The sequence below is a fragment of the Chlorobium phaeovibrioides genome (assembly GCF_003968655.1).
GTDB classification, from domain to species: domain Bacteria; phylum Bacteroidota; class Chlorobiia; order Chlorobiales; family Chlorobiaceae; genus Chlorobium; species Chlorobium phaeovibrioides.
The window spans coordinates 129,168-156,033 of record NZ_RXYK01000004.1 but is presented as its reverse complement, the minus strand read 5'-3'; the positions used below and the strand labels follow the sequence as shown (position 1 = coordinate 156,033).

25 protein-coding genes are annotated in these 26,866 nt (G+C 53.1%); 19 read left to right on the top strand and 6 right to left on the bottom strand.

Features of this window, described 5'->3' with window-relative positions; genetic code table 11:
• Positions 1-118 precede the first annotated feature (118 nt).
• Together EKD02_RS04380 and EKD02_RS04375 are read right to left on the bottom strand one after the other, a co-directional pair.
• A complete protein-coding gene (locus EKD02_RS04380) occupies positions 119-2,287 on the bottom strand; it encodes a glutamine synthetase III family protein (protein ID WP_011890465.1) in 2,169 nt (722 codons plus the stop codon).
• A gap of 70 nt (positions 2,288-2,357) precedes the next feature.
• Positions 2,358-2,882, bottom strand: coding sequence for an Lrp/AsnC family transcriptional regulator (locus EKD02_RS04375; protein ID WP_011890466.1), 525 nt, complete (start codon positions 2,880-2,882; stop codon positions 2,358-2,360).
• A gap of 217 nt (positions 2,883-3,099) precedes the next feature.
• Between EKD02_RS04375 and EKD02_RS04370 the strand changes: the two genes are divergently transcribed.
• The 4 genes from EKD02_RS04370 (at position 3,100) to EKD02_RS04355 (ending at position 7,195) form a co-directional block, all read left to right on the top strand.
• Positions 3,100-3,342, top strand: coding sequence for a hypothetical protein (locus EKD02_RS04370; RefSeq protein ID WP_011890467.1), 243 nt, complete (start codon positions 3,100-3,102; stop codon positions 3,340-3,342).
• A 94-nt stretch (positions 3,343-3,436) separates the two neighbouring features.
• A complete protein-coding gene (locus EKD02_RS04365) occupies positions 3,437-4,798 on the top strand; it encodes an FAD-dependent oxidoreductase (protein WP_126383934.1) in 1,362 nt (453 codons plus the stop codon).
• Positions 4,799-4,937: 139 nt separating this feature from the next.
• On the top strand, positions 4,938-5,582 hold the full coding sequence (gene csmH / locus EKD02_RS04360; protein WP_011890469.1) for a chlorosome envelope protein H: 645 nt from the start codon (positions 4,938-4,940) through the stop codon (positions 5,580-5,582).
• A 149-nt stretch (positions 5,583-5,731) separates the two neighbouring features.
• Positions 5,732-7,195, top strand: coding sequence for a sigma-54-dependent transcriptional regulator (locus tag EKD02_RS04355; RefSeq protein WP_126383932.1), 1,464 nt, complete (start codon positions 5,732-5,734; stop codon positions 7,193-7,195).
• Between the two features lie 24 nt (positions 7,196-7,219).
• On the opposite strand, the gene dut is transcribed toward EKD02_RS04355, so the two are convergent.
• Positions 7,220-7,666, bottom strand: coding sequence for a dUTP diphosphatase (dut, locus tag EKD02_RS04350; protein WP_011890471.1), 447 nt, complete (start codon positions 7,664-7,666; stop codon positions 7,220-7,222).
• A gap of 76 nt (positions 7,667-7,742) precedes the next feature.
• Between dut and bshB1 the strand changes: the two genes are divergently transcribed.
• From bshB1 to EKD02_RS04325, 5 genes are all read left to right on the top strand, one after another.
• Positions 7,743-8,495: a bacillithiol biosynthesis deacetylase BshB1 gene (gene bshB1 / locus EKD02_RS04345; RefSeq protein ID WP_011890472.1), complete on the top strand. Its 753-nt coding sequence runs from the start codon at positions 7,743-7,745 to the stop codon at positions 8,493-8,495.
• A complete protein-coding gene (locus EKD02_RS04340; RefSeq protein WP_126383930.1) occupies positions 8,492-10,183 on the top strand; it encodes an ABC transporter substrate-binding protein in 1,692 nt (563 codons plus the stop codon). The genes bshB1 and EKD02_RS04340 overlap by 4 nt, the downstream gene beginning before the upstream one ends.
• 76 nt (positions 10,184-10,259) lie before the next feature.
• Positions 10,260-10,733: a 2-vinyl bacteriochlorophyllide hydratase gene (gene bchF, locus EKD02_RS04335; RefSeq protein WP_126383928.1), complete on the top strand. Its 474-nt coding sequence runs from the start codon at positions 10,260-10,262 to the stop codon at positions 10,731-10,733.
• Positions 10,730-11,734 carry a chlorophyll synthesis pathway protein BchC gene (gene bchC, locus EKD02_RS04330; protein ID WP_126342225.1) on the top strand — a complete coding sequence of 335 codons (1,005 nt, stop codon included), beginning with the start codon at positions 10,730-10,732 and terminating at the stop codon, positions 11,732-11,734. The genes bchF and bchC overlap by 4 nt, the downstream gene beginning before the upstream one ends.
• Positions 11,735-11,745: 11 nt before the next feature.
• A complete protein-coding gene (locus EKD02_RS04325) occupies positions 11,746-12,849 on the top strand; it encodes a chlorophyllide a reductase iron protein subunit X (RefSeq protein WP_126383926.1) in 1,104 nt (367 codons plus the stop codon).
• Between the two features lie 117 nt (positions 12,850-12,966).
• Here the strand turns inward: EKD02_RS04325 and typA are convergent, their stop codons facing one another.
• Positions 12,967-14,793, bottom strand: coding sequence for a translational GTPase TypA (typA, locus tag EKD02_RS04320; RefSeq protein ID WP_126342224.1), 1,827 nt, complete (start codon positions 14,791-14,793; stop codon positions 12,967-12,969).
• A 198-nt stretch (positions 14,794-14,991) separates the two neighbouring features.
• On the opposite strand from typA, the gene EKD02_RS04315 reads away from it, so the two are divergent.
• From EKD02_RS04315 to EKD02_RS04300, 4 genes are all read left to right on the top strand, one after another.
• Complete coding sequence (locus EKD02_RS04315; protein ID WP_126383924.1) at positions 14,992-15,837, top strand: cytochrome C assembly family protein; 846 nt, start codon at positions 14,992-14,994, stop codon at positions 15,835-15,837.
• A 101-nt stretch (positions 15,838-15,938) separates the two neighbouring features.
• A complete protein-coding gene (hemA, locus tag EKD02_RS04310; protein WP_011890479.1) occupies positions 15,939-17,216 on the top strand; it encodes a glutamyl-tRNA reductase in 1,278 nt (425 codons plus the stop codon).
• Positions 17,217-17,235: 19 nt separating this feature from the next.
• Positions 17,236-18,177, top strand: a complete 942-nt coding sequence (gene hemC / locus EKD02_RS04305; protein WP_011890480.1) for a hydroxymethylbilane synthase — start codon at positions 17,236-17,238, stop codon at positions 18,175-18,177.
• Entirely contained in the window at positions 18,177-18,917 is a 741-nt protein-coding gene (locus EKD02_RS04300; protein ID WP_126342218.1) for a uroporphyrinogen-III synthase, read from the top strand. Before hemC ends, EKD02_RS04300 begins: the two co-directional genes overlap by 1 nt.
• Here EKD02_RS04300 and hisN read toward each other — a convergent pair whose 3' ends face one another.
• Entirely contained in the window at positions 18,918-19,697 is a 780-nt protein-coding gene (gene hisN, locus EKD02_RS04295; protein WP_126383923.1) for a histidinol-phosphatase, read from the bottom strand.
• 242 nt (positions 19,698-19,939) lie between these two features.
• Here hisN and EKD02_RS04290 point away from each other — a divergent pair, with 242 nt between their 5' ends.
• From EKD02_RS04290 to aroC, 6 genes are all read left to right on the top strand, one after another.
• Positions 19,940-21,481 (top strand): acyl-CoA carboxylase subunit beta, encoded by a 1,542-nt coding sequence (locus EKD02_RS04290; protein WP_011890483.1) that lies wholly within the window; start codon positions 19,940-19,942, stop codon positions 21,479-21,481.
• Positions 21,478-21,843 (top strand): OadG family protein, encoded by a 366-nt coding sequence (locus EKD02_RS04285; RefSeq protein ID WP_126383921.1) that lies wholly within the window; start codon positions 21,478-21,480, stop codon positions 21,841-21,843. Before EKD02_RS04290 ends, EKD02_RS04285 begins: the two co-directional genes overlap by 4 nt.
• Positions 21,840-22,259 (top strand): acetyl-CoA carboxylase biotin carboxyl carrier protein, encoded by a 420-nt coding sequence (locus EKD02_RS04280; protein ID WP_126342212.1) that lies wholly within the window; start codon positions 21,840-21,842, stop codon positions 22,257-22,259. The genes EKD02_RS04285 and EKD02_RS04280 overlap by 4 nt, the downstream gene beginning before the upstream one ends.
• Before the next feature lie 8 nt (positions 22,260-22,267).
• Complete coding sequence (locus tag EKD02_RS04275) at positions 22,268-23,404, top strand: sodium ion-translocating decarboxylase subunit beta (RefSeq protein WP_011890486.1); 1,137 nt, start codon at positions 22,268-22,270, stop codon at positions 23,402-23,404.
• 134 nt (positions 23,405-23,538) lie between these two features.
• Complete coding sequence (gene hemB / locus EKD02_RS04270; protein ID WP_011890487.1) at positions 23,539-24,525, top strand: porphobilinogen synthase; 987 nt, start codon at positions 23,539-23,541, stop codon at positions 24,523-24,525.
• A 106-nt stretch (positions 24,526-24,631) separates the two neighbouring features.
• On the top strand, positions 24,632-25,825 hold the full coding sequence (aroC, locus tag EKD02_RS04265) for a chorismate synthase (protein WP_011890488.1): 1,194 nt from the start codon (positions 24,632-24,634) through the stop codon (positions 25,823-25,825).
• On the opposite strand, the gene cysE is transcribed toward aroC, so the two are convergent.
• Positions 25,789-26,631 carry a serine O-acetyltransferase gene (gene cysE, locus EKD02_RS04260; protein ID WP_011890489.1) on the bottom strand — a complete coding sequence of 281 codons (843 nt, stop codon included), beginning with the start codon at positions 26,629-26,631 and terminating at the stop codon, positions 25,789-25,791. The two genes, aroC and cysE, sit on opposite strands and share 37 nt — an antisense overlap.
• Between the last annotated feature and the right edge of the window lie 235 nt (positions 26,632-26,866).

Genomic DNA, 26,866 nt, shown 5'->3' with positions numbered 1-26,866 from the left:
ATAAGTACACTCAGTCATGAGTGTCCCCAACTTTCCCAACATTTCGCGTTTACCGTAAAATAGCAAAAAGGCCCGGGATACGGGCCTTTTTGTGTTGAGCATGATCCGGAAGAAACACTCAGTGTTCGAAGAGCATTTCCGAATATGTGGGGAGCTGCCAGCGGCTGCGGTCGACCATGAGTTCAAGGCGATCAGCAACTTCGCGAACCTTGACCATAAACGGAAGCAGAACATCAGCACAGTAGTCGGCTTTGGCAAACTCGCCATCAAGCGTCTCCAACTTTTCTGCAACGCCGTCAAGCTCTTCAGTCAAATCAATGAGGAGCGAGAGGTTCTCTGCAAGCGTCTTGAGATGTTTCGCCTGGCTTTTGAGCGCCTTGTCTGCAAGGCCGATCTCGGCTGCTGCTGACGCAAGGTTGTTGTAGGAGCTGCTGATGTCTCCCTGATACTCTGAAACATCAGGGATGACAAGCGTCTTGAGCATCAGCTGCAGCGTCCGGGCCTCAATGTCAACCCCCTTTACATAGCGCTCAAGGCGGATGTTCAGACGGGAATCAATCTCCTCATGGCTCAAGACACCGTACTTGATGAACATGGCCTGCACATCTTTGCTCTCAAGCGTCCTGAGTGCCTGCGGGGTGTTCTTCAGGTTCGGCAGACCGCGTTCCTCTGCAGCTTTCTGCAGCGCATCGCTGTAGTTGTCGCCCTGGTAACGGATGTTCTTTGTGGCAGTGATTTCTTCACGCAGCGTCTCAAGAATGGCTGTGTCGCGATCTTTTCCTGCGCTGATTTTGGCAAGCATTGCATCTGCCATATCATCAAGCGCTTCGGCCATAAGTGTATTGAGCACCATGTTCGGAACGGATGCCGCCTGAGAAGAGCCTACTGCGCGGAATTCGAATTTGTTGCCGGTGAAAGCAAAGGGAGAGGTTCTGTTGCGGTCGGTGTAGTCCTTGTTGACAACCGGCACCTGCGAGAGGCCAAGGTTCAGCACCTGTTTTTCTGTCTTCAGGTCAATCTTGCCGCTTTCAATTGCGTCAAGCACCCTCTCGAGCAACTCACCGAGGAAGGCGGTCACAACAGCCGGAGGAGCCTCATTGGCACCAAGGCGATGGTCATTGCCGATGCTGGCTATGGACATTCTGAGCACATCGGCCCGTTTGTAAACACCCTTGAGAACGGAAACAAGGAAGACGAGGAACTGGATGTTCTCTTCAGGAGTATCGCCCGGATCAAGCAGATTGATGCCGGTATCGGTACCGATGGACCAGTTGTTGTGTTTTCCGCTTCCATTGATGCCCGCAAAAGGTTTTTCCATCATCAGGAGAGCGAAGCCTTTCTTGTCAGCCACCTTTCTCATCACCTCCATAACCAGCAGGTTATGGTCAACCGAGATATTTGCCTCTTCAAAAACCGGGGCAATTTCAAACTGATGGGGAGCAACCTCGTTGTGACGGGTCTTGGCGGGAATGCCAAGCAGATAGAGCTCGTGCTCCACCTCCTGCATGAACTCGAGCACGCGATCGGGAATGGCTCCAAAATAATGATCCTCAAGCTGCTGACCCTTGGGAGGAAGCGCACCAAGCAGCGTACGGCCGCACATGACGAGGTCAGGCCGTTCTGCAGAGTACTTTTTGTCGACAAGGAAATACTCCTGCTCAATGCCGGCAAATGTCTTCACACGCTTCACGCCTGTAACGCCCAGCACTTCAAGAAGACGGACAGCCGAGTTGCTTACGGCGTTCATGGAACGAAGCAGCGGAGTTTTGGCATCAAGCGCCTCGCCGTTATAGGAAATGAATACAGTAGGAATGCAGAGGGTCAGTCCACTGCCGCCCTTCATGAGAAATGCGGGGCTTGAAGGGTCCCACGCAGTGTAACCGCGGGCCTCGAAGGTAGTCCGCATGCCGCCGGACGGGAAACTGGAAGCATCAGGCTCACCCTGAATCAGCTGCTCGCCCGAGAAGCGCTCAATGGCTGTTCCGTCACGATCAATGGAGAGAAAAGCATCATGCTTTTCCGCCGTTGAACCTGTCATCGGCTGGAACCAGTGAGTGTAATGGGTGGCACCATTATCCATGGCCCACTCTTTCATGCCATGTGCAACCACGCCTGCAATTTCTTCCGTAATTTCCCTGCCGGCCTTGATTGTTTCCTGCAAAGACTGAAATACCTCTTTTGGAAGCCTTGCGCGCATGGCTTTGTGATCAAAGGTCATCGCCCCGAAATAGGACGAAACCGCATGTTTACTCTCAATGCTCAAGTGATCCTCCTTGTTGTTTTGCATATGTGATGTTGCTCTCTAACTTTACTGAAACTGAAATTTAATTGAATACTCCGCCCTCCGTCCGCCCGGTCTATCTCCTTGACTTTTTCTCATCATAGGTAAGCAGCACCTGACGGTCCTGAAGATTTGCCCTTACGACATCCGAAGCAATCTTCCTTGTTTTCTTGAGCTGCGAAAGCACAAAACTTGTGTTGGTGCTCATCACTCCCGGCCAACTCTGTATCCGCGAAAGAAACTTTTCAAGCGATGCCGTATTGTGCGTCATGACCCGCATGATATGCGATCCCTCACCTGTCACAGAAAAGCACTCCATGATTTCATCCTCTTTCATGACATGCTCAAGGAATGACTTGTAATGCTTCGAGGAATCCACACCAACCCGGACAAAGGCCTGAATATCAAAACCAAGCTGCCGTTCGTCAACCTCAGTAGTAAAATGCTTGATGATACCGTTTTTCTGAAGCTTGTCCATCCGCTCACTCACTGAGGGAATGGAAAGTCCGACAACCTCGGCAAGTTCACTCAACCGAACTCTGCCGTTTTCGCCCAGAGACTCGATAATTTTAAGATCAATCAGATCAAGATGTCCCGACATGGCTGAGGTAAATTTAATTCGGTTATGTAAGAAAATTACACTTTTATAGGAAACAACCAACGACTTTCTTAAAAAAACCCATTCCTACTGCACTTTCTCTTAAATTATTTAGGGTTCGGCTGGCATTTCAGGGGAAAAAAATCGTGGGCGCTGTAATAATGAGGGTTGTCGCCGGTTTTCCCAATTTCGCAAATTATTTTATTTACCAAAGAGCTTAATGACTCATTCACGCCACAGCAGCCCCATTGTATCCGTCGCACAACAACACCCCATACCCTCAATGACCGAAAAAAAAACACCGGCACCTGTGCCCGAAACCCAGATGAAAACCAGCCAGACGCAACCACCAATGCGCCCTCCCGCAAGCCAGGATCTTCGCTTTGTGATAAAAGAGAGCATGCGGCTGGGACTCAGGTTTCTTGTTGAAGTGGAGAGGGCTCTGAAAAAACTCAACAGTTGATGAGTCCGGACATTAATTCATATATTCACGCTGGAAAGACGCAAGCGGCAGCATGCCTTGACAATCATCTCCTAACACTTAAGACACAGCAACCGTGAAAATAGCCATATTCGGGGCAGGCGTAGCCGGCCTTGCCGCAGCAATAGAACTTGTTGACCGCGGCCATACTGTTGAGCTCTATGAAAAACGCAAAGTGCTTGGAGGCAAGGTTTCCGTATGGAAAGACAGCGATGGCGACTCCATAGAGTCCGGCCTCCACATTGTCTTTGGAGGCTACCGGCAGCTTCAGGAGTACCTGAAACGCGTTGGCGCAGAGAAAAACTACCTTTGGAAAGAGCACTCACTCATCTACGCCGAATCGGACGGAAAACAGTCCTACTTCAAAAAAGCCAACCTTCCAAGCCCATGGGCGGAGGTTGTGGGGGGCATGCAGACCGACTTCCTCACCTTGTGGGACAAGATCTCCCTCATCAAGGGGCTCTTCCCCGCACTTGCCGGCAATGAAGAGTACTTCCGGAGCCAGGACCACATGACCTACTCTGAATGGCACCACCTTCGCGGTGCTTCGGAGCATTCGCTCCAGAAACTCTGGCGCGCCATTGCGCTTGCAATGAACTTCATTGAGCCCAATGTCATCAGCGCCCGACCGATGATCACCATATTCAAGTACTTCGGCACCGACTACGCAGCCACGAAATTCGCGTTTTTCCGCAAGAATCCGGGAGAATCGATGATTGAGCCCATGCGCCAGTACATCCAGAGCCACGGAGGGCGAATCTTTGTCGATGCCCGCCTCTCAAGGTTCGAGCTTAACAGCGACGAAACAGTCAAACATGCGGTGCTCCACGACGGTCACACCGTTGAGGCCGATGCATACATATCCGCTCTGCCGGTGCACAACCTCACCAAAGTCATACCCAATGAATGGCTGCAGCATAAATATTTCCGGAATCTTCACGAATTCACCGGAAGCCCTGTTGTCAACTGCCAGCTCTGGCTGGACCGAAAAATCACCGATACCGACAACCTCATGTTTTCTCAGGGAACCATTTTCGCCACCTTTGCCGATGTCTCCCTCACCTGCCCTGATGATTTTCAGAAAGGAACGGGAACTGCAGACGGCGGAAGCGTCATGAGCCTTGTACTCGCCCCTGCACATCAGCTGATGGGACTGCCCAACGATGTCATTACTGAACTGGTCATGAAAGACATCCACGACCGGTTCCCGAAGTCGCGGGACGCAAAGCTTCTTAAATCCACGGTGGTCAAAATTCCCCAATCGGTATACAAGGCTGTGCCTGATGTCGACAAATTCCGCCCCAACCAGATAAGCCCCATCAGAAACCTCTTCCTTGCCGGTGATTATACCGATCAGCACTATCTGGCATCAATGGAAGGCGCCGCACTCTCCGGAAAGCAGGCGGCTGAAAAACTGCTCAAAACCATGGACAGATAACTTTCCTATCTCCTGCCGCAATATCCCCCCTACTCCAATGGGTGGATATCGCGGCAGGAGCGCGGGGATTTGGCAAAGAGATTTCATATATTGAAGCAAGAGAAAACATCACCTTCATCACATAAATCAACCACTTATCATGTCAGAAGAACTCAACAAACCCGCTGCGCCAGTTCCGGCAGTGCAGCCAAAAGCTCCGGAGTCCACTCCCGGAAATGGGGAAATGGCCAACCTGATCGGCAACATCGGAATTCTCATTGACAGTGCCGTTGTATCCATGCAGGAACTGTTCGGATTTATCGGCACAACAACCGGTCAGCTGCTTGAAGGTGTCAACACAACAGTCAACTCCAAGCAGTTCAAAGACATGGTGGAGAATGTAGGACAGGCAACAACACAGATTGCCGATGGCGTCAACAGCACCATCAACTCCGTACAGGTCAAGGAGATGATTGAAAATGTCAGCCATGCCACAGGACAGATTGTTGAAGGCGTTACGGCAACAATCAACTCTGAACAGATACAGAGCTCGGTGCAGGAACTTGGCAGATTCTGGACGAACATCCTCCAGAACATTGACAACTCCGGACAGGTCAAAAACATGTTCGACAATGTCAGCGCCGGCCTCGGCCAGCTGATGGGAAGCATTCTCCCTGCAGGCACGCAGATGGGATCAGTTTCGGCCAGCAGCAAAAAAGAGGTCAAGGAGATTCCGTTTTCACCCAAAGAAGCGGTAAAACCAGCAGCGGCAATCCCCCCCGCCGTTACAGGAAAAAAATCCTGAGGAACTCCCTTTAAGAGACCGCAAAAACCACAAGAAAGAAGCGGGCGCTTCATAAGACCAACAGCACCAGGAAATCCCCAAACAGTTCATCCGGGGGTTTCCTGAACTGCAGGTGAATACAGAAACCCACCCCCCTGCAGGACATAATCGTGAAAAAAATTCATCACGAATTCACAGCCGGGAACGGCAGGGCCGGCATACAGAAAAGAAAAGTACTCATAGCCGACGATGACGAAACCTCACGCAGGGTATTCGGGCATTTTGTCTCCAAAATGGGCTATGAAGCCATAATGGTCAATGACGGGCGAGAGTGCGTCCAGACCATGGCCGAAGAGAGTCCCGATGTCGTTCTGCTCGACATCAACATGCCGGTTCTCGACGGTTTTGAAGTGATGCAGCATGCGAAATCGCAGAATGATACTACTCCGATCATCATCATCACCGCATCGCATGAAATTCCCAGTGCAGTAAAATGCATCAAGCTCGGCGCATACGAGTATCTGACCAAGCCGCTCAATATCGACCGGCTTGAAATCGTCATGCGCAATGCGCTTCAGGACTCCTCCCTGCAGTCTCAGGTAAAAATGCTCAAAAAAGAGCTTAAAAGCTGCAAGCTGTTTGAAAACATCATCGGCAAAAGCCCCGCAATCAAGGCCGCCATGACACAGGCGATGCAGGTGATGGAAACAGGACTTAATGTACTGATACTCGGAGAAAGCGGCACCGGCAAAGAGCTGTTCGCCGAAGCTATCCATCGGGGCAGCCGGCGGAGCAGCGGTCCCTTCGTCTCTGTCAACTGTGCTGCAATTTCAAGCTCGCTGGCAGACAGCATCCTCTTCGGTCACGCAAAAGGCTCTTTTACCGGAGCAGGCTCCGACCACATGGGATACTTTGAACAGGCCGATCAGGGAACCATTTTCCTTGATGAAATCGGCGACATGGGCTCAGATATTCAGGCCAAGGTTCTCAGGGTCATTCAGGAACGGAAAATCCGGCGGGTAGGCGAAAAACAGGAGCGGAAAACCGACTTCCGTGTCATATCAGCAACAAACAGGAACTTCAACGATGCCATAAGAGATGGCCAATTCCGTGAAGACCTCTACTACCGTCTTGAAGAGTTCCCCCTGTTCCTTCCAGCCCTCAGGGAGCGCCCGGAAGACATCCCGCTTCTCTGCCGGCACTTTCTTGACGAATTCTCAAGCGCAAACAATCTCGGGAAAATAACCATGAGCGACACTGCGCTGTCAGCCTCTGAAAACCATCGATGGCCGGGAAATATCCGGGAACTGAAGAACGCAGTCCAGCGGGCAGCAGTCACCAGAAAGGATGATGTCATTGAAACTCTGGAACCCAATATCATTCCCGGTTCAATGAAACCTGCATATGCTCCACCTGCACTGCTTCCCCCTGCGGCCGAATACGGACTGCAGCCCTCGGATTCACCCGACACCAACTCCTATTCGCTTGAAGAGCATGAACGGGAAGCCATCCTCAAAGCCTATAAAGCGGCGCTGGGAAACCTGACAAAAACAGCCGGCATTCTCGGAATCGGCCGGGCAACGCTCTACAGGAAGCTCGACAAGTTTGGCCTTGAGTACCTTAAAACCGGATAGAGCACAAGAAAACCAACCAGCTCCTCAGGAACGAACAGTGCCGGTGTGGCCGAATCCCCCATCACCCCGCACTGTCTCGCCAAGCTCCGAAACCTCCTCAAACGAAACCTCCTCAACCCTGGCAACAACCATCTGGGCAATGCGGTCGCCGTTGTTCACCGTGAAGGGTTGAGGGCCATGGTTGATCAGAATCACCTTCACCTCGCCACGATAATCGGCATCAATTGTTGCAGGAGAATTCGCCAATGTAATCATGCTGCGCAAAGCAAGACCGCTACGCGGGCGCAGCTGCATTTCATAACCGATGGGAAGCTCAATGGCAAACCCGGCAGGAATCAACGCAGTGGAAAATGGCTCAACAACCACCGGTTCCTCCAGGCAGGCAGAAACATCCATTCCGGCGGCATGCGCGGTAGCATAAACGGGAAGAAATGCTTGCTTGTTAAGGCGGACAATCTTTACTTTCAGCATTGCAGAAACATTGAAGTGTCAATAAAAAAAAGCCTCCTGAGGCGAAACTGACTGAAATATAGCATATAGCACCGAAGTGGAAACAACCCCTGAACAAGTCTATGCGCTCGCCTTCGGAGCCCACCCCGACGATGTGGAGCTCTCAATCGGCGCCACACTTCTAAAAATAATAGGTGAAGGCAGGAGGGTAGCCGTGTGCGACCTCACAAGAGGGGAAATGGGCACCAGCGGCACTGCTGAAAGCCGAAAACTGGAGGCCGCCGAAGCTGCCCGGCTCATGGGCTACAGCACCCGCGAAACTCTTGACCTTGGCGACTCCAGGCTCTTCTACAACGAAGAAAACCTTCACGCCCTCATACGGGTCATCCGCCGCTTCAGGCCTTTCGTCGTTTTTGCCAACCCTCCCGAGGAACGCCACCCCGACCACCCGAAAGCCTCACGGCTGGTCACCGATGCCGTCTACTATGCCGGACTCCGCCAGCTTGAAACCCTGTATGAAGGCCGGGTCCAGGAAGCCTGGCGCCCACAGCACCTGTTGTACTATATCCAGTACAAGCAGCTCCCCCCCAACCTCATTGTCGATGTCTCCGGCACTTTTGAAGAATCGCGCAAAGGAATTCGCGCGTTTGCCTCACAGTTCTGGCAGGAGGGTGATGGTTCCAGGCCCGCAACCCTCATCAAACGCAAAGAGTTTCTCGGAAGCCTTGAAGCCCGGGCACGAAGCCTTGGCGAACAGATCGGCACCCTCTACGGTGAGGGTCTGCTCACCCCGTCCACAACTGCCATCAGCTCATTCACAGCAACCTTTCCCGAACCCCGCCACCAATGAAACGCCAGCTCACTCTCATCGCCCTCATCTTCGCTCTCTGCAGCACCCTTTCAGCCTGCCGTCAGAACAACGGCGAGTTTCGAAGCAATACCATCATAACGGCGGTATCTGCTGACTTTGACTACCTGAACCCGCTTCTCATACAGCTCTCACTGTCGCGCGAGGTCTGTACCCTTATCTACCCCTCGCTCGTCAAACCGACCTACGACGAAAAAACCGGAAACATCGCCTTCAGCCCGTCTGCCGCCACCTCATGGGAATTCTCCCCCGATGGAAAAAATGTTTCGTTCCACCTCAAAAAAGGAATCCGCTGGGAAGATGGCACCCCTCTGAGCTCCCATGACTTCAAATACTCCTACTCCCTCTATGCAAACCCTGCAACAGCCAGTTCCCGGCAGGACTACCTGAACGATCTGCTTCTGAAAGAGAATGGAACCCCGGACATTCAGCGCGCAGTAGAAACCCCCGACAGCCTGACGCTGGTCCTTCACTTCAACCGCGCCCTCTCTGCGTCCATCGTACTCGACCACTTCAACGACCTCATGCCGGTTGCCAAGCATGTCATGGAGCAGTTCAAACCCGAAGAAATCCGCTCCCGCGCCACCGAAATTCCCATAGTCGGCGCCGGCCCTTTCAAAGTTTCACAATGGGCACGGCAGGACAAGCTGGTGCTTGAAACCAGTCCTACCTCCACACTGCCCTACCCGGCAAAAACCCGATCGCTGATTTTCGTTGTCGTACCTGAGTACACAACCCGCCTTGCCATGCTCAAGTCCGGCCAGATCGACGCACTCATCTCGGCGGGCGGCATCAACCCGATTGACACCCGTGAACTCGCACAGAATTCTCCCGATATCCAGATACGGCCGGTCAAAGACCGCTACTTCGACAGCATCGTCTGGCTGAATATTGACGGAGAGAAATGGCGGTCGGAGAAAAAGGTTGTCCCAAACCCTCTCTTCGGCGACCCCGCCGTGCGTCGTGCCATGACCCTCGCCATTGACCGCCAGTCCATCATAGACGGGTTCATGGGGCCGGAACACGCCACAATAGTCAACACATCGCTCTCTCCGGCCTACCGATCCATAGCCAACACATCGCTCGACCCTTACAACTACAATCCCCAAAAAGCCACCACCTTACTCGCCCGTGCCGGATGGACACCCGGAGCCGACGGCATACTGCAGAAAAACGGGGAACGGTTCTCTTTTGAACTTGCAGCCCCGGTCGGCAACCCGCGGCGCAACTATGCCGCCACCATTATCCAACAGAACCTCCGCCAGATTGGCATTGACTGCCGTCTCCGGTTCGAGGAGAACCTCGTCTTTCTCAAAAATCAGAACGAGTTCCGCTATGAAGCCGCACTTTCAGGCCTCGCCGCTGAAACCCTCCCCTTCCAGCTCATCATCTGGGGATCGGACTTCCAGAACCGCACCTTCAACTCCTCCGCATTCCAGAACGCCGAACTCGACTCCATCATAGGGAAACTCAGCGGCCCCCTCGCCGAAAAAGATGCACTGCGGCTTTGGCAGAGCTACCAGCGAATTCTGCACGACAGGCAGCCAAGAACCTTCCTCTACTATTATGACGAACTTGAAGGGTTCAGCCGCCGGGTGGAAAACACCGATATCAATCTTCTCGCAACCCTGTACAACGCCTACGACTGGACCCTCCGCAAGGAACCCTGAAGGCACAAGGTAAATTTTGGCTGATTAGGTATATTCAGCTGAATTTGAATCTGTATCACAGAAACCGACACAAATCATGCCCCGCTACACACCAGAACAGCTTGCCAGAAGAAACGCATCGGTATGGACAACCGTCCAGGCCATTCTGGCCCCCATACAGTTCGTCATGTTTCTGGCCGGTCTCACCGTCACCTACCTGTATCAATACGGCATTGGCATAGAAAATTTTGCATGGGTCACCTTTTTCGTCGCCCTGAAAACCTTCATGCTCATCCTCATATTCGTCACCGGAGGTTTTTTTGAACAGGAGGTCTTCGGAAAATTCGCATTCGCCCCCGAATTCTTCTGGGAAGATTTCGGCAGCTCCATTGCCATGGTAGTGCACATTGCCTACTTCGTCCTTTTCTTCATGGGTGCGAACGAAACCGTCCTTATCTGGACCGCTCTGGGAGCATACCTGAGCTATCTCATCAATGCCGCCCAGTTCGTCGTCAGGCTTCTCCTCGAAAAACGCAATGAGCGAAAACTGAAAGCAGGAGAAGCAATATGAAAACAAAAGCAATCGTTTTCACCGGCATCCGCCAGATCGAGGTATCGGAAGTACAGCTCAAGCCCCTCGGTTCAACCGATGTTCTGGTGGAAACCTACTGGTCGTCCATCAGCACCGGCACTGAAAAAATGGCATACAACGGCCTCATTCCCTCCCCACCATTCATTTTCCCCTTTATTCCGGGATATGAAACCGTCGGAAAAATAACTGAGGTCGGCGACCATGTCAAAGAAAGCCTGATCGGCAAGTTCGCCTACATTGCCGGTTCATTCGGTTACGAAGGAGTCAATGCCGCATTTGGTGGGGCATCGCAGTTCGTCGCCTGCCCGGTTGACAGCATCACCATCCTTGATGGCATCGAAAACCCCCAATGCGGCATAGCCCTGCCGCTGGGCGCAACGGCACTGCACATCGTCGACCTGGCAGAGGTCAAGAACAAAAAGATACTGATACTCGGACAGGGCGCCGTTGGCATTCTTGCAGCGGAACTCTCCAAACTCATGGGAGCGAAGCTGGTTGCCGCCACCGAACCCCATCCGAAACGCCTGAAATTCTCACCGGCCGACATCCGCATCAACCCTGAAAAGGAAGATGTTTCAGCCGCACTTGCCGGTCATGAGTTCGATGTACTCATTGACAGTACCGGCATCATGGCAGCCATTGACACAGGCCTGCGCTTCCTGAAGTTCCACGGCACAGTCATTTTTGGAGGCTACTACCAGCGAATGAACATCGATTACTCGCAGGCCTTCCAGAAAGAGCTCTCTTTCATTGCAGCAAAACAGTGGGCACAGGGTGATCTTGAGCGGGTCCGCGCACTCATTGCCGAACGGAGGCTCAACGCCGAAAAAATATTCACCCACCAGAGCCCGGTTGACGAAAGCATCACGGAAACCTACCTGAAGGCCTTCGGCGACCCCGACTGCCTGAAAATGATTCTCAACTGGAAGAGTGAGGGCAAAGAGGCAAACGGCTCCTGCTACCTTACCGGAAAACCCTGACAACAGACCGCATGAGCGCAAGAACCATAGCCATTTACGGAAAAGGGGGAATCGGTAAAAGCTTCACCACCACCAACCTCAGCGCCACCTTTGCCCTTATGCAGAAACGGGTGCTGCAGCTCGGCTGCGACCCCAAACACGACTCAACCACCTCGCTCTTCGGCGGCATGTCGCTGCCGACTCTGACCGATGTTTTTTCAGAGAAAAACGCCCGGAATGAAGAGGTCTCCATAGAAGACATTGTCTTCCGGCGCGACATAGGGGACTTTCCCCGGCCCATATACGGCATTGAACTCGGAGGCCCTCAGGTAGGCCGGGGGTGCGGTGGACGGGGAATCATTTCGGGGTTCGATACCCTTGAAAAGCTTGGCCTTTTCAAATGGGACCTCGATATCATCCTCATGGACTTTCTTGGCGATGTGGTCTGCGGAGGCTTTGCCACACCACTTGCCCGTTCGCTCAGCGAAGAGGTCATCCTCGTCACCAGCAACGACCGCCAGTCCATCTTCACTGCCAACAACATCTGCCGCGCAAACAATTACTTCAGAACGGTCGGAGGAACATCCCGCCTCCTGGGTCTCATCATCAACCGTGATGACGGCAGCGGCGTGGCCGAAAAATATGCCCGGGCCGCCGGCATCAATGTTCTCATGAAGGTCCCCTACAACATGGAGGCCCGCGACCATGATGACCGCTTTGACTTTGCCATCCGCATCCCCGATATCGGGCAGCGGTTCGAAAAACTCGCAACCGACATTCTCAGCGACAGCATAACCCCCTCCCACTCAGCAGGGCTTGATTTCAGTGACTTCATCCGCCTCTTCGGAGAAGTCAGCGACAGCCTCCCCCGTCCCGCAACAAAAGAAGAGCTCTTCAGCGCCGGCACTCCTCTCCATACAGCTACACCATCCGGCGCAGGGCAAAAAGAGGATGACAGAATGGCAGAATGCATCAGCCGGCTTGAACCGGACCATCAGTCAGTCTACCTCCTGCATGAAAAAGAGGGGAAAAGCACCGCCGAAATCGCCACGCTGCTCAACTGCACGGAACCTGAAGCCGCCCTGCGCCTCGCAGCAGCACAGAAAACACTCCGGACTCTCTTCTTCCAGCTCTAAAACGCCAGCTGCAGTACCATTTTTCTTCCTGCAACAAGAAAACCCTCTCATATCGTCATCACGATGAGAGGGTTCTGCTTTACCTGCCATCCGTCTCCAGAGTGGAGAGGAAACCGCTCAGGCGTTAGCTTTCTTGGTTGCCCTTGCACGCTGGTTGGCATCAAGAATCTTCTTGCGGATCCTGATGCTCTGGGGCGTTACCTCAAGCAGCTCATCGTCATTGATGAACTCAAGCGCCTGCTCCAGCGAAAGAATGCGCGGCGGGGTAAGGCGAAGCGACTCATCAGTACCCGACGAGCGCATGTTGGTGAGCTTTTTGGTTTTGCAGACATTGATGGTAATATCAAGCCCGCGGGTGGACTCGCCCACAACCATACCGGCATACACCTTCGTGTTGGGAGCCACGAAAAAAGTGCCGCGGTCTTCAAGACTGCTGAGCGCATAGGCAACACAGATACCGTTCTCGGCAACCACAAGGGCTCCGGTTTCACGGGAGGGCAGCTTGCCCTTGAAAGGCTGGTATTCGTGGAACACATGGGCCATGATACCCTCGCCCTTGGTGTCGGTGGTAAACTCAAGGTTGTAACCAATAAGGCCACGGGTCGGAATTTCAAACTCAAGGCGGACCATGCCGCCACGGAGCGTACCCATATGCTTCATTTCAGCCTTCCTGCGTCCCATCTTCTCAATGATGACTCCGGTATACTCTTCAGGAATATCAATGGTCACATGCTCAACAGGCTCAAGCATTGCGCCCGATTCATCCTTCTGCATGATAACCTGGGGCCGGGAAATGGCAAGTTCATACCCTTCACGACGCATGGTCTCAATCAGTACTGAAAGGTGGAGCTCTCCACGACCCGAAACCCGGAAAGTGTCGGCACTGTCGGTCTCCTCAACATTCAAGGCCACATTGGTCATCACCTCTTTCATCAGGCGCTCGCGAATCTTGCGGCTGGTCACCTCCTTGCCCTCCAGTCCGGCAAAGGGAGAGTCGTTCACCGAGAAAAGCATGGAAAGGGTAGGCTTGCTGATATCAAACGACTCAAGCACTTCAGGTGAGTCAATGGCTGTAAGGGTTTCGCCCACATTGGCGTCGGAAATACCTGCAATGGCAATAATATCTCCCGAAGAAGCCTCCTTGGCCTCAATGCGCTGCAGCTTGTCAAACTGGAAAAGCTTGGTCACCGTACCGCGGCCAATGATCCCCTCAGGGCTCACAACGGCAAGCTGAGTACCGGGGCTCACCTTTCCGCGATGAATTCTGCCAATGGCTATCTTGCCGATGTACTCGTTGTAGTCCAGGCTGGTCACCAGCATCTGGAACGGAGCATCGTCATCACCAACAGGAGCTGGAATCTCCTTGATGATGATATCAAGAAGCAGGTCCATATCGCCATCCGGATCGTCCATGCTGTACTTGGCCACACCGTTTTTGGCGGAGGTGAACAGGTAAGGAAAATCAAGCTGTTCTTCTTCAGCTCCAAGTGCAATGAAAAGGTCAAGCACCTGATCGTGCACCTTCACAGGGTCAGACTGGGGACGGTCAATCTTGTTGATGACAACAATCGGCTTGAGCTTCAGTTCCAGTGCCTTACGGAGCACAAACTTGGTCTGGGGCATCGGCCCTTCGAACGCATCAACCAGCAACAGCACACCATCAACCATTTTCAGAATCCGCTCAACCTCGCCACCGAAATCGGCATGGCCGGGAGTATCAACAATATTGATTTTGTGATCCTTGTAAACAGCTGCGGCATTCTTCGAGAAAATGGTAATGCCCCGCTCCCGCTCCTGGGGATTTGAATCAAGCACCCGCACATTCACCTGCTGGTTCTCCCTGAAAGCACCAGTTTTCTGAAAAATGGAATCGACAAGCGTCGTCTTGCCATGATCAACATGGGCTATGATTGCTATATTTCTGATATTCTTGTTCCGGCTCATCTTTTTTCCTTGTAACTTGTAAGAGAGTAAGGTTTATATTGAATGACGGGCGGAATATACATATTTTTCTTTCGTTATCCCGCCCCCACAACAATCTTTACCTTCCCGATGTCCAGGACAGTCACACCGGGGCGTATGGTCTTTGCCGCATAATTTCAACTTAAAGCGGATGCCCCCGTATCCCCATAGAAATAGAGGATGAACAATATACTGTTAACCAACTCGCCATTGCTTCTGCTGACGCAGGCACTCTCGCTGCTCTACCTGCTCACCACAGGCCTTTACGGAGCACATTTCTTTGGCGACATCCAGTTTGCAAAAAAATACAAACAGCCGTCACTCGTCATGACGCTGCTGACGCATCTGGTTTATCTCGGACTTCTCACCTCCATTGACGGCTTCCGTATAGGGTACTCCACATTCAACATCATGACCATGGTGGCCCTCACCCTGACCACCACTTATTTCTTCATTGAATTCACCACAAAGAACGACAAAACCGGATTTTTCGTTCTTGCCTTTGCCTCCGGCGCGCAGCTGCTCTCCTCCATACTGACGGCGCAGGCCACAGGCACGAGTGCAGCTTTCAGCGGCATCGGCATTGGAGTTCACCTCATCTCCTCAATTTTCAGCTTCAGCGCCATTGCCATAGCCGGCCTGTACAGCTTTCTCTACCTGCTGCTCTTCCGCCAGATTCAGCGCAACCGGTTTGAACTCCTCTTCCAGCGCCTTCCAAACCTTGAAGTGCTGGAACGACTCACCATGCACGCCGTCGCCTTCGGCTTCATTTTTCTCTCCATCACACTCTTTGCCGGCGTTATTGAGCTGAAAGCGAACGGCGGAGCAATAGAGCTGATGGACATCAAAGTCATCACACTGGTCATCATCTGGCTTTTCTATGGCGTCAGCATTTTTATCCGCCCACTCATCGGGTGGGACATAAAAAACATGGCCTATCTGTTTATCATATTGTTTGTCTTCATCACCATGCTCGTCACCCTGATGGCGATATTTTCGCCAACATTTCACACAGCAGCGCCATAAAAAAGCACTGCATTTGAAAATATGGGGTTAGAGGGATATATTTACAGTTCAGCAATCTGATACTGCCAAAGAGACCGGCATTCACGAAAAACCACGCTGCCATGAACATCATTTCAGTTGGTGTCAACCATAAGACTGCACCCATTGAAATCCGTGAAAGAATCTCTCTTTCCGAAGTTCAGAACAAAGAATTCGTCACAGGCCTTGTTTCAGCGGGCATTGCACACGAAGCCATGGTGCTCTCAACATGCAACCGGACAGAAATCTATGTTGTTCCGGCAATGCATGAAGTTACCGGCGAATATCTCAAGGACTATATCATCTCTTTCCGTGAAGCAGGAAAAGATGTTCGCCCTGAACACTTCTTCAGCCGCTTCTATTGCGGCACAGCCCGTCACCTTTTTGAAGTATCCAGCGCCATAGATTCTCTCATCCTGGGAGAAGGGCAGATTCTCGGTCAGGTAAAAGAGGCATACCGCATTGCTGCCGAAGTGCAGACAGCAGGCATTCTGCTCACAAGGCTCTGCCATACAGCCTTCAGCGTCGCCAAAAAAGTCAAGACCAGAACCAAAATCATGGAAGGTGCCGTATCGGTCAGCTATGCAGCGGTCGAACTGGCGCAGAAGATATTCTCGAACCTCTCCATGAAAAAAGTGCTTCTTGTCGGAGCAGGAGAAACAGGCGAACTTGCCGCGAAACATATGTTCGCAAAAAACGCGCGCAATATCGTCATCACCAACCGCACCCGGTCAAAATCCGAAGCACTCGCCGAAGAGCTCGGCACCAATCAGGTGCTCCCATACGAATCATACAAAGAGCATCTGCACGAATTCGACATCATCATTACCGCTGTCAGCACCAAAGAGTACATCATCAGCGAAGCGGAAATGCATGCAGCCATGCTCAAGCGCCGCCTCAAACCGGTCATCATCCTTGACCTCGGACTGCCGAGAAATGTTGATCCGGAAGTATCAAAAGTGCAGAACATGTTCCTGAAAGACATTGACGCACTCAAACACATCATCGACAAAAACCTTGAGCGCCGCAGTGGTGAACTGCCGAAAGTGCACGCAATCATTGACGAAGAGCTTGTGGCCTTCGGCCAATGGATCAACACACTGAAAGTCCGTCCAACAATTGTTGATCTCCAGTCGAAGTTCATTGAAATCAAGGAAAAAGAGATCGAGCGCTACCGGCATAAGGTTTCTGAAGAAGAACTCCGGAGAATGGAGCACCTGACCGACCGGATCATGAAAAAGATTCTACACCATCCGATTAAAATGCTCAAGGCACCCATCAGCACTTCCGACAGCATGCCAAGCCGGGTTGACCTTGTCCGCAATGTTTTTGATCTTGAAGAGCCGAACCAGTCACACTAAATAAAAATCTGTAACCGCTTTGAAAAAACAGCTTATCATCGGTACCCGCTCCAGCCCGCTCGCCCTCTGGCAGGCAGAATACACCAAGGCTGAGCTTTCCAGACACTTTCCAGACCTTGACATCACCCTCAAACTTGTCAAAACAACCGGTGATGTACTGCTGGACTCCCCGCTCTCCAAAATTGGAGACATGGGGCTCTTCACCAAAGACATCGAGAAATTCCTGATTGCCAAAGAGATTGATCTTGCTGTCCACAGCCTGAAGGATGTTCCAACTGCCACTCCCGAAGGGCTGATCATCAGTGCCTTCACTGAGCGGGAAGACACCCGTGATGTCATCATCTCGAAAAACGGTGTCAAAATGCTTGACCTGCCCAAGAACGCAAAAGTAGCAACCAGCTCGCTTCGCCGCATGTCGCAGCTCAAAAGCCTCCGCCCCGATTTTGACATCAAAGACATCCGCGGCAACCTCAACACCCGTTTCCAGAAATTTGACGAAGGTGAATTTGACGCCATGATGCTTGCCTACGCCGGCGTCTACCGCCTCAACTTCAGCGACCGCATTTCTGAAATCCTTCCGCATGAAATCATGCTGCCGGCTGTCGGACAGGGAGCACTGGGCATTGAAACCCGTGTTGACGACGAACAGACAAGGGAAATCGTGAAGGTGATGAACCACAGCAACACCGAGTACTGCTGCAAAGCTGAACGCTCGCTGCTCCGCCACCTTCAGGGCGGCTGCCAGATTCCCATCGGCTCCTACGCCTCGTTCAAGAACGGAACACTGCACCTGCTCGCATTTGTCGGTTCAGTGGACGGAACCAAGGGCATCCGCAACGAAATCACCAAAACCGGACTCACTTCTCCTGCACAGGCTGAAGCCGCCGGCATTGAACTTGCTGAAGAGCTGCTGAAACAGGGCGCAGAGGAAATCCTTTCGGAAATCCGCAAAACCTGCTGATGAAAACAGTTCTGGTAACACGACCGAAGAATCAGGCCGGCGCATTCGTCAGCCAGCTTGAAGAGCATGGGCTCGGTTCGGTCGTTTTTCCGACCATTGAAATAAAAGCCGTCGAAGGATGGGTGGTTCCCGACCTCTCAGATTTTGACGGCATTTTTTTTACCAGTCCCAACAGCGTCAGCGCCTTTATGGCCCGACTCCTCAGCACCACTCCCGAACAGCTGGAAAACCTTCAGAAGGCAACCGTCTGGGCAGTCGGCAAAACAACTGCCGGTGACCTTCTGACGCACGGCATCACCACCGAACCGGTCCCGAAAATAGCCGATGCCGTCACCATGATGAGTGAAATTGGTGAAGAACGCATTGCAGGGAAAAACTTTCTCTTTCTGCGCGGAAACCTCTCGCTCGGTGTCATCCCCGATGTCATCGGCAAACGGGGAGGGCAGTGCACAGAGTTGACTGTCTATGAAAACCGTCCTCCCTCTCTTGAAGACACTGCTGCCATCAAGGCAATGCTTGCAGAGGGCAGACTTGACTGCCTCTCCTTCACCAGCCCCTCAACGGCCACCAACTTTTTTGAAGCCATGGGGACAACCGGCCTGCCCGATGGGGTAAAAATTGCAGCCATCGGCACAACAACAGCCCGCGCCCTTGAAAAAATCGGCATAAAAACCGACATCATCCCCGAATACTTCGACGGCCCCAACTTCGCCAGAGCGATAGCCGAAGCTCTCCGCTGATCACCTGCCTGCGGCAATATCCTCAAGCAGCTGCCGCCCCATCACCATATTGGCACTGACCAACCCTGCCCCCGATATTGTCGTCTCTCCCCGGTAATCAAAACAGCACCCCCCGGCCTCCCTCACAACAGGAATCAAGGCAGCGCAGTCCCACGGGCTCATTATCTTGTCCACTGCAACCTCGGCCCTCCCGGAAGCAACCAGCATGTGGCCGTAGCAGTCTCCCCATCCTCTTACAAGGCCGGCATCATGGCGCAGCCGATCAACCGGATGACCCGAAACTTCGTCCATGAGATACTCTTTTTCGGTAAAGACCACCGTCGCATCCTTACTATCCGCAATAGAAGAAACACCAATTGGAGAGCCGTTCATGAAGGCGCCCTCTCCAGATTCAGCATGATACATCTCATGCAGAGCGGGAAAATTGACGACACCCAGCTCAACAGTCCCCTTCACCTCAAGAGCTACCATCACCCCGTAAAAGGGAACTCCATGGATAAATGAGCGGGTGCCGTCAATAGGATCTATGATCCACCGCCGTCCATTCGTAGAGAGGTGTTCCTCAAATTCCTCGCCCAACAGGCCATCCTGTGGATTGGCGCATAGAATCCCCTGACGGATCAGCTGTTCAGCCTTCCGATCGGCCTCGGTCACCGGAGAGCGGTCCCGTTTGGTTTCAACCCTCAATGATTTCCGGGAATAATACTCAAGTGTCAGCAACCCTGCCCTGTGGGCAAGATCAAGCGCAAGTTCCAGGTCCCCACTCATAGGTTTTTTCATCTAAATGACTGCAAAAAAAAGAAAAATAGCGATTATTAACGCCTCTCTGCATAACATGGGAGGATATTCCCCTTTTTTTTTGAATATTCAACCTATCACGGCGGTCACTGAAGCCGTCAAACCCTCATGCAGCATAGCCTGCAAAGCCCAGAAACGCTGATGGCATCAAGAATCAAAACCTCTGGCCATGCTTTTCAGCTAACCTCTCCAGGCATTCCCGCAAAACCCTATCGACCCACATCATGAAACGCTTGATTGCCGAACGCGAAAAAGCCCGTCTTGGCGGCGGAGAAAAACGCATAGAAGCGCAGCACAATAAAGGCAAGAATACTGCCCGTGAGCGCATTGCCATGCTTCTGGATGAAGGCAGCTTCGAAGAGTACGACATGTTTGTCACCCACCGCACCACAGACTTTGGCCTTGACAAGCAGCACTACCTCTCTGACGGCGTGGTTACCGGATACGGCACCATTGACGGACGCCCCGTTTACATCTTCTCACAGGACTTCACCGTCTTCGGCGGTTCCCTCTCGGAAACATACGCCGATAAGATCTGCAAAATTATGGACCAGGCTCTCAAGGTTGGCGTTCCGGTCATCGGCATCAACGACAGCGGCGGAGCCCGCATCCAGGAAGGGGTCAGGAGCCTTGCAGGCTACGCCAGCATCTTCCAGCGCAACATCATGGCCTCGGGCGTCATCCCGCAGATTTCAGCCATCTTCGGCCCCTGCGCCGGAGGTGCCGTCTACTCCCCCGCCCTGACTGACTTCGTCATGATGGCTGAAAAAACCAGCTATATGTTCGTCACCGGACCCAAGGTTGTCAAAACCGTCACGGGCGAAACCATTACCGAAGAGGATCTCGGCGGGGCAACCGTCCATGCATCGAAATCCGGTGTCACGCACTTTGTAGCTTCAGACGAGGAGGAAGGCATCCTGCTCATCAAAAAACTGCTGAGCTACCTGCCGCAGAATAACCTTGAGGAGCCTCCTCTGGCCATCTGTGACGACCCAATCGACCGTCTTGAGGAAAGTCTGAACACAATCATCCCCGAGCAGCCTTCACAGCCCTACGATGTCAAGAAAGTCATCGAGGCCATTGCCGACAACGGGGAATTCCTTGAAGTCCAGCGCCAGTACGCCCGGAACATTGTCATCGGGTTTGTGACCTTCAACGGCATCTCCACCGGCATTGTTGCCAACCAGCCAAGCTATCTTGCCGGCTGCCTCGACATCAATGCTTCACGCAAAGCCGCCCGCTTCATCCGTTTCTGCGACGCATTCAACATTCCCATCGTCTCTCTGGTCGATGTTCCGGGTTTCCTTCCCGGCAGTGCCCAGGAGTTTGACGGCATCATCAGCAACGGCGCCAAACTCATTTTCGCCTACGGAGAAGCAACCGTTCCGAAAATCACCATCATCCTGCGCAAAGCCTATGGTGGAGCATACTGTGTGATGAGCTCAAAGCATCTGCGGGGCGATGTCAACTACGCATGGCCAAAAGCCGAAATTGCAGTCATGGGACCGGCCGGCGCAACTGAAGTGCTCTACAACCGGGAACTCAAAGGCATAGAAGACCCTGAAGAGCGAGCCCGCTTTGTTGCCGAAAAAGAATCAGAGTACCGCGAAAAGTTTGCCAACCCATACGAAGCAGCCAAATACGGCTACATCGACGATATCATTGAACCTCGCAACACCCGCTTCAGAATCATACGGGCCCTGCAGATTCTCTCGACAAAAAAAGACTCGAACCCTCCCAAGAAACATTCAACGCTGCCGCTTTGAGCAACCCATTTAATTTTTCCGCAATTCAGCCGGAGCACCTCACCCTTGCCGCAACCGGCTACGGTGTCGTCTTTTTCTCCCTGATACTGCTCTACTTCATCTTCAGCATCATGCCGAAGGTGCTCGACTTCCGCCTCAAGAAACAGCCTGACCCGGAAGGGCATGCAACTCACGGGGCTCACCATGCCCCCACACAGAGTGGAGAGGTCAACGCTGCAATAGCAATGGCACTCTCACTCTATTTCAGCGAACTTCACGATCAGGAAACCGCCATTCTCACCATCAAGAAAGCGGCAAAAACCTACTCCCCGTGGAATTCGAAAATCTATAATGTCATCAACTTCAAAGGCGCGCAGCGATGAGGCAATACTCCTTCACCATAACCGGCAACAAGTACAGCGTTGACATCAAGTCAATCGAGGAAAACATCGCCGAAATTGAAGTCAACGGAACATCCTACCAGGTGGAACTGGGCAAAGAGATGAAAGCTCCCGCCACTCCAAAACTGGTCCGTTCAGCACCGACCACACCGGCAAAGGCACCAGCACCGATGAGCAGCACCGGCGTCAGTCTTGTCAAAGCCCCTCTGCCCGGAACCATACTCAAAGTCATGGTTGCCCCCGGAGCCACGGTAAAACGCGAACAGCCGCTCATGGTTCTTGAAGCCATGAAAATGGAAAACAACATCCTTGCCGAAAAAGACGGCACCATCAAAACCATCAAGGTCAACGAAGGCGACACCGTCCTGCAGGGCGACACACTGCTTGAAATAGATTAACCATCACCATGCAAGGAATCCTCCGCTTTTTTGAATATTCAGGCTTCGCCAATGTCACCCCGGGACATGTCCTGATGGTGCTTATCGGCCTCCTGTTCATCTACCTCGCCATCCGCCACGAGTACGAACCGCTCCTGCTCGTCCCTATCGGATTCGGCATACTCATCGGCAACACTCCCTTTCTGGAAAACGCAGGCCTGCAGCTCGGCATCTATGAACAGGGCAGCGTCATGAACTATCTCTACCAGGGGGTGCTCAAAGGCATTTTTCCGCCGCTCATATTCCTCGGCATCGGCGCCATGACCGACTTCAGTACCCTGCTCTCCAACCCGAAACTCATCCTTCTCGGAGCAGCCGCGCAGATCGGCATTTTCCTCACCTATCTGGGTGCTCTTGCTCTCGGGTTCGGCAACCCAGAAGCTGCATCGATAGGCATCATCGGCGGAGCTGACGGCCCAACAGCCATCTTCATTTCCTCGCGCCTCGCACCGCATCTCATAGGCTCCATAGCCATTGCAGCATACTCCTACATGGCGCTTGTCCCCGTCATCCAGCCACCCATCATGCGCCTCCTCACCACGCCTGAAGAGCGCAAAATCAGGATGAAACCGCCGCGTGCAGTATCCAAACAGGAAAAGGTCATCTTTCCCATTGCAGGCCTTCTCCTCACCGGATTCATAGCCCCCGGGTCGCTTCCCCTGCTCGGCATGCTCTTCTTCGGCAACCTGCTCAAAGAGTCAATGGTCACCAAGCGCCTCGCCGATACGGCAAGAAACGCCATGATCGACAGCGTCACCATCATTCTCGGCCTGACCGTTGGAGCCTCCACCCAGGCAACCACATTCCTCACGCCACAGTCGATACTCATCTTCGTCCTCGGCGCCCTCTCCTTCATGATTTCCACCGCCGGCGGAATCCTGTTTGCCAAACTCATGAACCGTTTCCTCAAGGGCGAGAACAGAATCAACCCCCTGATAGGAGCCGCAGGAGTCTCGGCCGTCCCCGACAGCGCTCGCGTTGCGCAGACCGAAGGGCTCAAGGCCGACCCGAACAACCACCTGCTCATGCACGCCATGGCCCCCAATGTTGCAGGAGTCATCGGCTCAGCCGTCGCAGCCGGCATCATGCTCAGCTTCCTCATGTAAAAAGAGGCCCCCTTCCTCTGAACACAATAGCCCCGAACACGCAATAATGCCGGCAGTTTTTCCTGCCGGCACTTCCCCTTTGTTCCGGATTTTCTTATTTTCAGTGATTTACCAAACATAACCCGTCACTACCAATGAGCCAGCTCGATCTTCTCAACATCCCCCACCGTCCCAGAAGGCTCCGCAGAACCGCCGCCATCCGGAACCTGGTGCAGGAACGCACCCTGACGGTCAACGATCTCGTCTATCCCCTTTTTGTCTGCCCCGGCAGCAATGTTGTTGAGGAGGTATCCTCCATGCCCGGCAGCTTCCGCTACTCCATCGACAACGCCGTCAAAGAGTGCAAAGAGCTCTGGGATCTTGGAATCCAGTGCATCGACCTCTTCGGCATTCCTGAAAAAAAGACTGAAGACGGCAGCGAGTCATACAATGACAAAGGCATCATTCAGGAAGCCATACGCGCCATCAAAAAAGCGGTTCCCGACCTCTGCATCATGACAGATGTTGCGCTTGACCCATTCACCCCCTTCGGCCACGACGGCCTGGTAAAGGACGGCATCATTCTCAACGATGAAACCGTCGAGGTGCTCTGTAAAATGTCGATTTCACACGCAAACGCAGGCGCTGACTTCGTCTCCCCGAGCGACATGATGGACGGCCGCATCGGCGCCATCCGCGAATCGCTTGACGATGCAGGCTTCTCCGATGTCGGCATACTCTCCTATGCCGCCAAATACGCGTCCAGCTTCTACGGCCCGTTCCGCGATGCGCTGCACAGCGCCCCCCAGTTCGGCGACAAGAGCACCTACCAGATGAACGCCGGCAATACCGATGAGGCGATGAAAGAAATTGAGCTCGACATCATGGAAGGAGCCGACATCGTCATGGTAAAGCCCGGTCTCGCCTACCTTGACATCGTCTATCGCACGAAAGAGCGCTTCGATGTACCCGTGGCCATCTACCATGTTTCAGGTGAATACGCTATGGTGAAAGCCGCTGCCGAAAAAGGCTGGATTGATGAAGAGCGGGTGATGATGGAATCGCTCCTCTGCATGAAACGCGCAGGCGGCGACATGATCTTCACCTACTACGCCAAAGAGGCAGCAAAACGCCTCCGCTAACAGCTGGAAAGAAGAAGAACGAACAAGAGACAAAAAAAAGAAGCCCGGCCGGAAGTGAAGAACAACACCCGGCCGGGCTTTTTCATAAAGGAACCTCGACTGAGACATGATACGATACTTTACCGCAGGAGAATCACACGGCCCCGCACTCTCGGCCATCATTGAAGGCATGCCGGCCGGCGTAGCCGTCAGCCGGGAAGAAATTGACCTCCAGCTACGGCGCCGCCAGCAGGGCTACGGCCGCGGGGGGCGCATGAAAATAGAACAGGACAGTGCCGAGGTGCTCTCCGGCATCCGCTTCGGCAAAACCATCGGCTCCCCGATTGCCCTCGTCATCCGGAACCGCGACTGGGAAAACTGGACCGACAAGATGGCACAGTTCGAGTCACACGAAGCGACCACCGAAAAAATCACCATACCTCGCCCCGGACACGCCGACCTTGCCGGCCGTATCAAATACGGCTTCAACGACATCCGGCCCGTCATCGACCGCTCCTCTGCACGCGAAACCGCAGCACGGGTTGCGGCAGGCTCACTCGCCCGCACATTTCTCTGTCAGCTCGGTATAGAAATCGGCAGCCGCATCTCCTCGATAGGCCCCGTAACCGACACCGGATCGGACAAAACCATATCCGCACTGCTTGAAAAAGGTGCGGAGTGCCTTGCAGGTGCAGCCGACCGCTCTGAAGTTCGCATGCTGGGGAAAAAAGCTGAAGAAGATGCAATAGCCGCCATAGACCTGGCTAAAGAGAGGGGCGACACCCTTGGAGGCATCATTGAAATCTACATCACCGGTGTGCCCGTCGGCCTCGGCAGCTATGTGCAGCACGACAGAAGGCTCGACAGCCAGCTTGCCGCAGCCGTCATGGCAATACAGGCAATAAAAGGGGTGGAAATCGGCCCTGCTTTCGAGAATGCCCGCAAACCGGGATCCGAGGTGCACGACGCACTGCATCTGGTCAAAGGAGAAGGGGTAGAACGGCCGACCAACAGATCGGGAGGAATAGAGGGGAGCATGTCGAGCGGAGAAACCATACACATCCGGGCCGCAATGAAACCAATCTCATCCATGCAGTCGCCCCTGCAGTCCTTTGACCTCGCAACGCTTCAGCCAGTCCTTTCACGATTTGAACGAAGTGACACCTGCGCTGTACCAGCAGCTGGCGTTGTGGCCGAAGCTGTTGTGGCTCCCGTCATTGCCAACGCCCTCTTTGAAAAGTTCGGCGGAGACCATCTTGAAGAAATCCGCAATCGCCTGAACCATTACCGTGAAGCGGTACGCTCTGCCTTCTCCGGCTGATCCTCATCCGCCTGGTTGTACCTGCCAACAAGGCGCTGGTTCATATCAAGTGAAGGCTCAGCACTCTCCGTCCGCCCAACAATCTCAGCAGGCACACCGGCAACCGTGTAATGCGGAGGCACATCCTCCAGCACAACGCTTCCCGCACCGACCTTCGCACCCTCCCCTATCACCACATTACCAAGTATCTTCGCCCCTGCCCCTATCAGCACCGACTTGTGCACCTTCGGGTGACGGTCGCCCGTCTCCTTGCCCGTACCGCCAAGAGTCACCTCATGAAGCAGCGACACATTATCGTCCACAACAGCCGTTTCACCAATCACAAGGCTCGTGGCATGATCAAGCAGAATGCCTTTGCCTATCACCGCTGCCGGATGGATGTCGACCGCAAACACCTCCGACATCCTGTTCTGGATGAAATACGCCATGGTCTTGCGGCCATTCTTCCACAACCAGTGCGCCAGACGATAGGCCTGAAGCGCCTGGTACCCCTTCAGAAACAGCATGATTTCAAAATAATAGACCGCAGCCGGATCGCGCTGCTGGGTTGCCACCAAGTCATACGCAGCCCAGGCAACTCTGTCCGGACACTGGCGATAAAAGTCCTCAATCAGCCCCTGCAGGACAGGAGGCGGAAAATGCTTCGAGCCCAGCTTCACAGCAAGAAGCATCGCCAGCGAAGAAGCAAAATCATCAAACTGCATGATATGCTGCTCCAGAAACATGCTGATGTCAGGATCGCGACGGCACTCAACCGCAGCCTCCGACACTATTCTATCCCACACCTTCCCTACATCTATATCCATAACACTTGAAAACGGCTCCCCGCCGCAAGAAAAACATTAAAAAATGAAGTCCAATAAACCAGTTACAACATACAAACAAACTGCTCCGTAAAATGTTCAAATAAAATAGCGTTTCAAGACACTCCAGCCCGCTCAGGGTTGTTTAAGATGCCGACCGGTTCATTTTACGAAGTTTCTGCAGCTCTGCCAATTCTCTTTTTTTTCTGCGATCATCCCTGCAATTTCGGAACTTCAT

What these genes read in the sequence shown, in the direction of transcription:
- EKD02_RS04290 (WP_011890483.1), top strand. Translation starts at nt 19,940, where the DNA reads ATGAAACGCTTGATTGCCGAACGCGAAAAAGCCCGTCTTGGCGGCGGA.
- EKD02_RS04275 (WP_011890486.1), top strand. Translation starts at nt 22,268, where the DNA reads ATGCAAGGAATCCTCCGCTTTTTTGAATATTCAGGCTTCGCCAATGTC.
- bchC (WP_126342225.1), top strand. Translation starts at nt 10,730, where the DNA reads ATGAAAACAAAAGCAATCGTTTTCACCGGCATCCGCCAGATCGAGGTA.
- hemA (WP_011890479.1), top strand. Translation starts at nt 15,939, where the DNA reads ATGAACATCATTTCAGTTGGTGTCAACCATAAGACTGCACCCATTGAA.
- EKD02_RS04315 (WP_126383924.1), top strand. Translation starts at nt 14,992, where the DNA reads ATGAACAATATACTGTTAACCAACTCGCCATTGCTTCTGCTGACGCAG.
- EKD02_RS04280 (WP_126342212.1), top strand. Translation starts at nt 21,840, where the DNA reads ATGAGGCAATACTCCTTCACCATAACCGGCAACAAGTACAGCGTTGAC.
- EKD02_RS04375 (WP_011890466.1), bottom strand. Translation starts at nt 2,882, where the DNA reads ATGTCGGGACATCTTGATCTGATTGATCTTAAAATTATCGAGTCTCTG.
- typA (WP_126342224.1), bottom strand. Translation starts at nt 14,793, where the DNA reads ATGAGCCGGAACAAGAATATCAGAAATATAGCAATCATAGCCCATGTT.
- bchF (WP_126383928.1), top strand. Translation starts at nt 10,260, where the DNA reads ATGCCCCGCTACACACCAGAACAGCTTGCCAGAAGAAACGCATCGGTA.
- dut (WP_011890471.1), bottom strand. Translation starts at nt 7,666, where the DNA reads ATGCTGAAAGTAAAGATTGTCCGCCTTAACAAGCAAGCATTTCTTCCC.
- aroC (WP_011890488.1), top strand. Translation starts at nt 24,632, where the DNA reads ATGATACGATACTTTACCGCAGGAGAATCACACGGCCCCGCACTCTCG.
- hisN (WP_126383923.1), bottom strand. Translation starts at nt 19,697, where the DNA reads ATGAAAAAACCTATGAGTGGGGACCTGGAACTTGCGCTTGATCTTGCC.
- EKD02_RS04340 (WP_126383930.1), top strand. Translation starts at nt 8,492, where the DNA reads ATGAAACGCCAGCTCACTCTCATCGCCCTCATCTTCGCTCTCTGCAGC.
- EKD02_RS04325 (WP_126383926.1), top strand. Translation starts at nt 11,746, where the DNA reads ATGAGCGCAAGAACCATAGCCATTTACGGAAAAGGGGGAATCGGTAAA.
- EKD02_RS04380 (WP_011890465.1), bottom strand. Translation starts at nt 2,287, where the DNA reads ATGCAAAACAACAAGGAGGATCACTTGAGCATTGAGAGTAAACATGCG.
- csmH (WP_011890469.1), top strand. Translation starts at nt 4,938, where the DNA reads ATGTCAGAAGAACTCAACAAACCCGCTGCGCCAGTTCCGGCAGTGCAG.
- hemB (WP_011890487.1), top strand. Translation starts at nt 23,539, where the DNA reads ATGAGCCAGCTCGATCTTCTCAACATCCCCCACCGTCCCAGAAGGCTC.
- cysE (WP_011890489.1), bottom strand. Translation starts at nt 26,631, where the DNA reads ATGGATATAGATGTAGGGAAGGTGTGGGATAGAATAGTGTCGGAGGCT.
- EKD02_RS04300 (WP_126342218.1), top strand. Translation starts at nt 18,177, where the DNA reads ATGAAAACAGTTCTGGTAACACGACCGAAGAATCAGGCCGGCGCATTC.
- EKD02_RS04370 (WP_011890467.1), top strand. Translation starts at nt 3,100, where the DNA reads ATGACTCATTCACGCCACAGCAGCCCCATTGTATCCGTCGCACAACAA.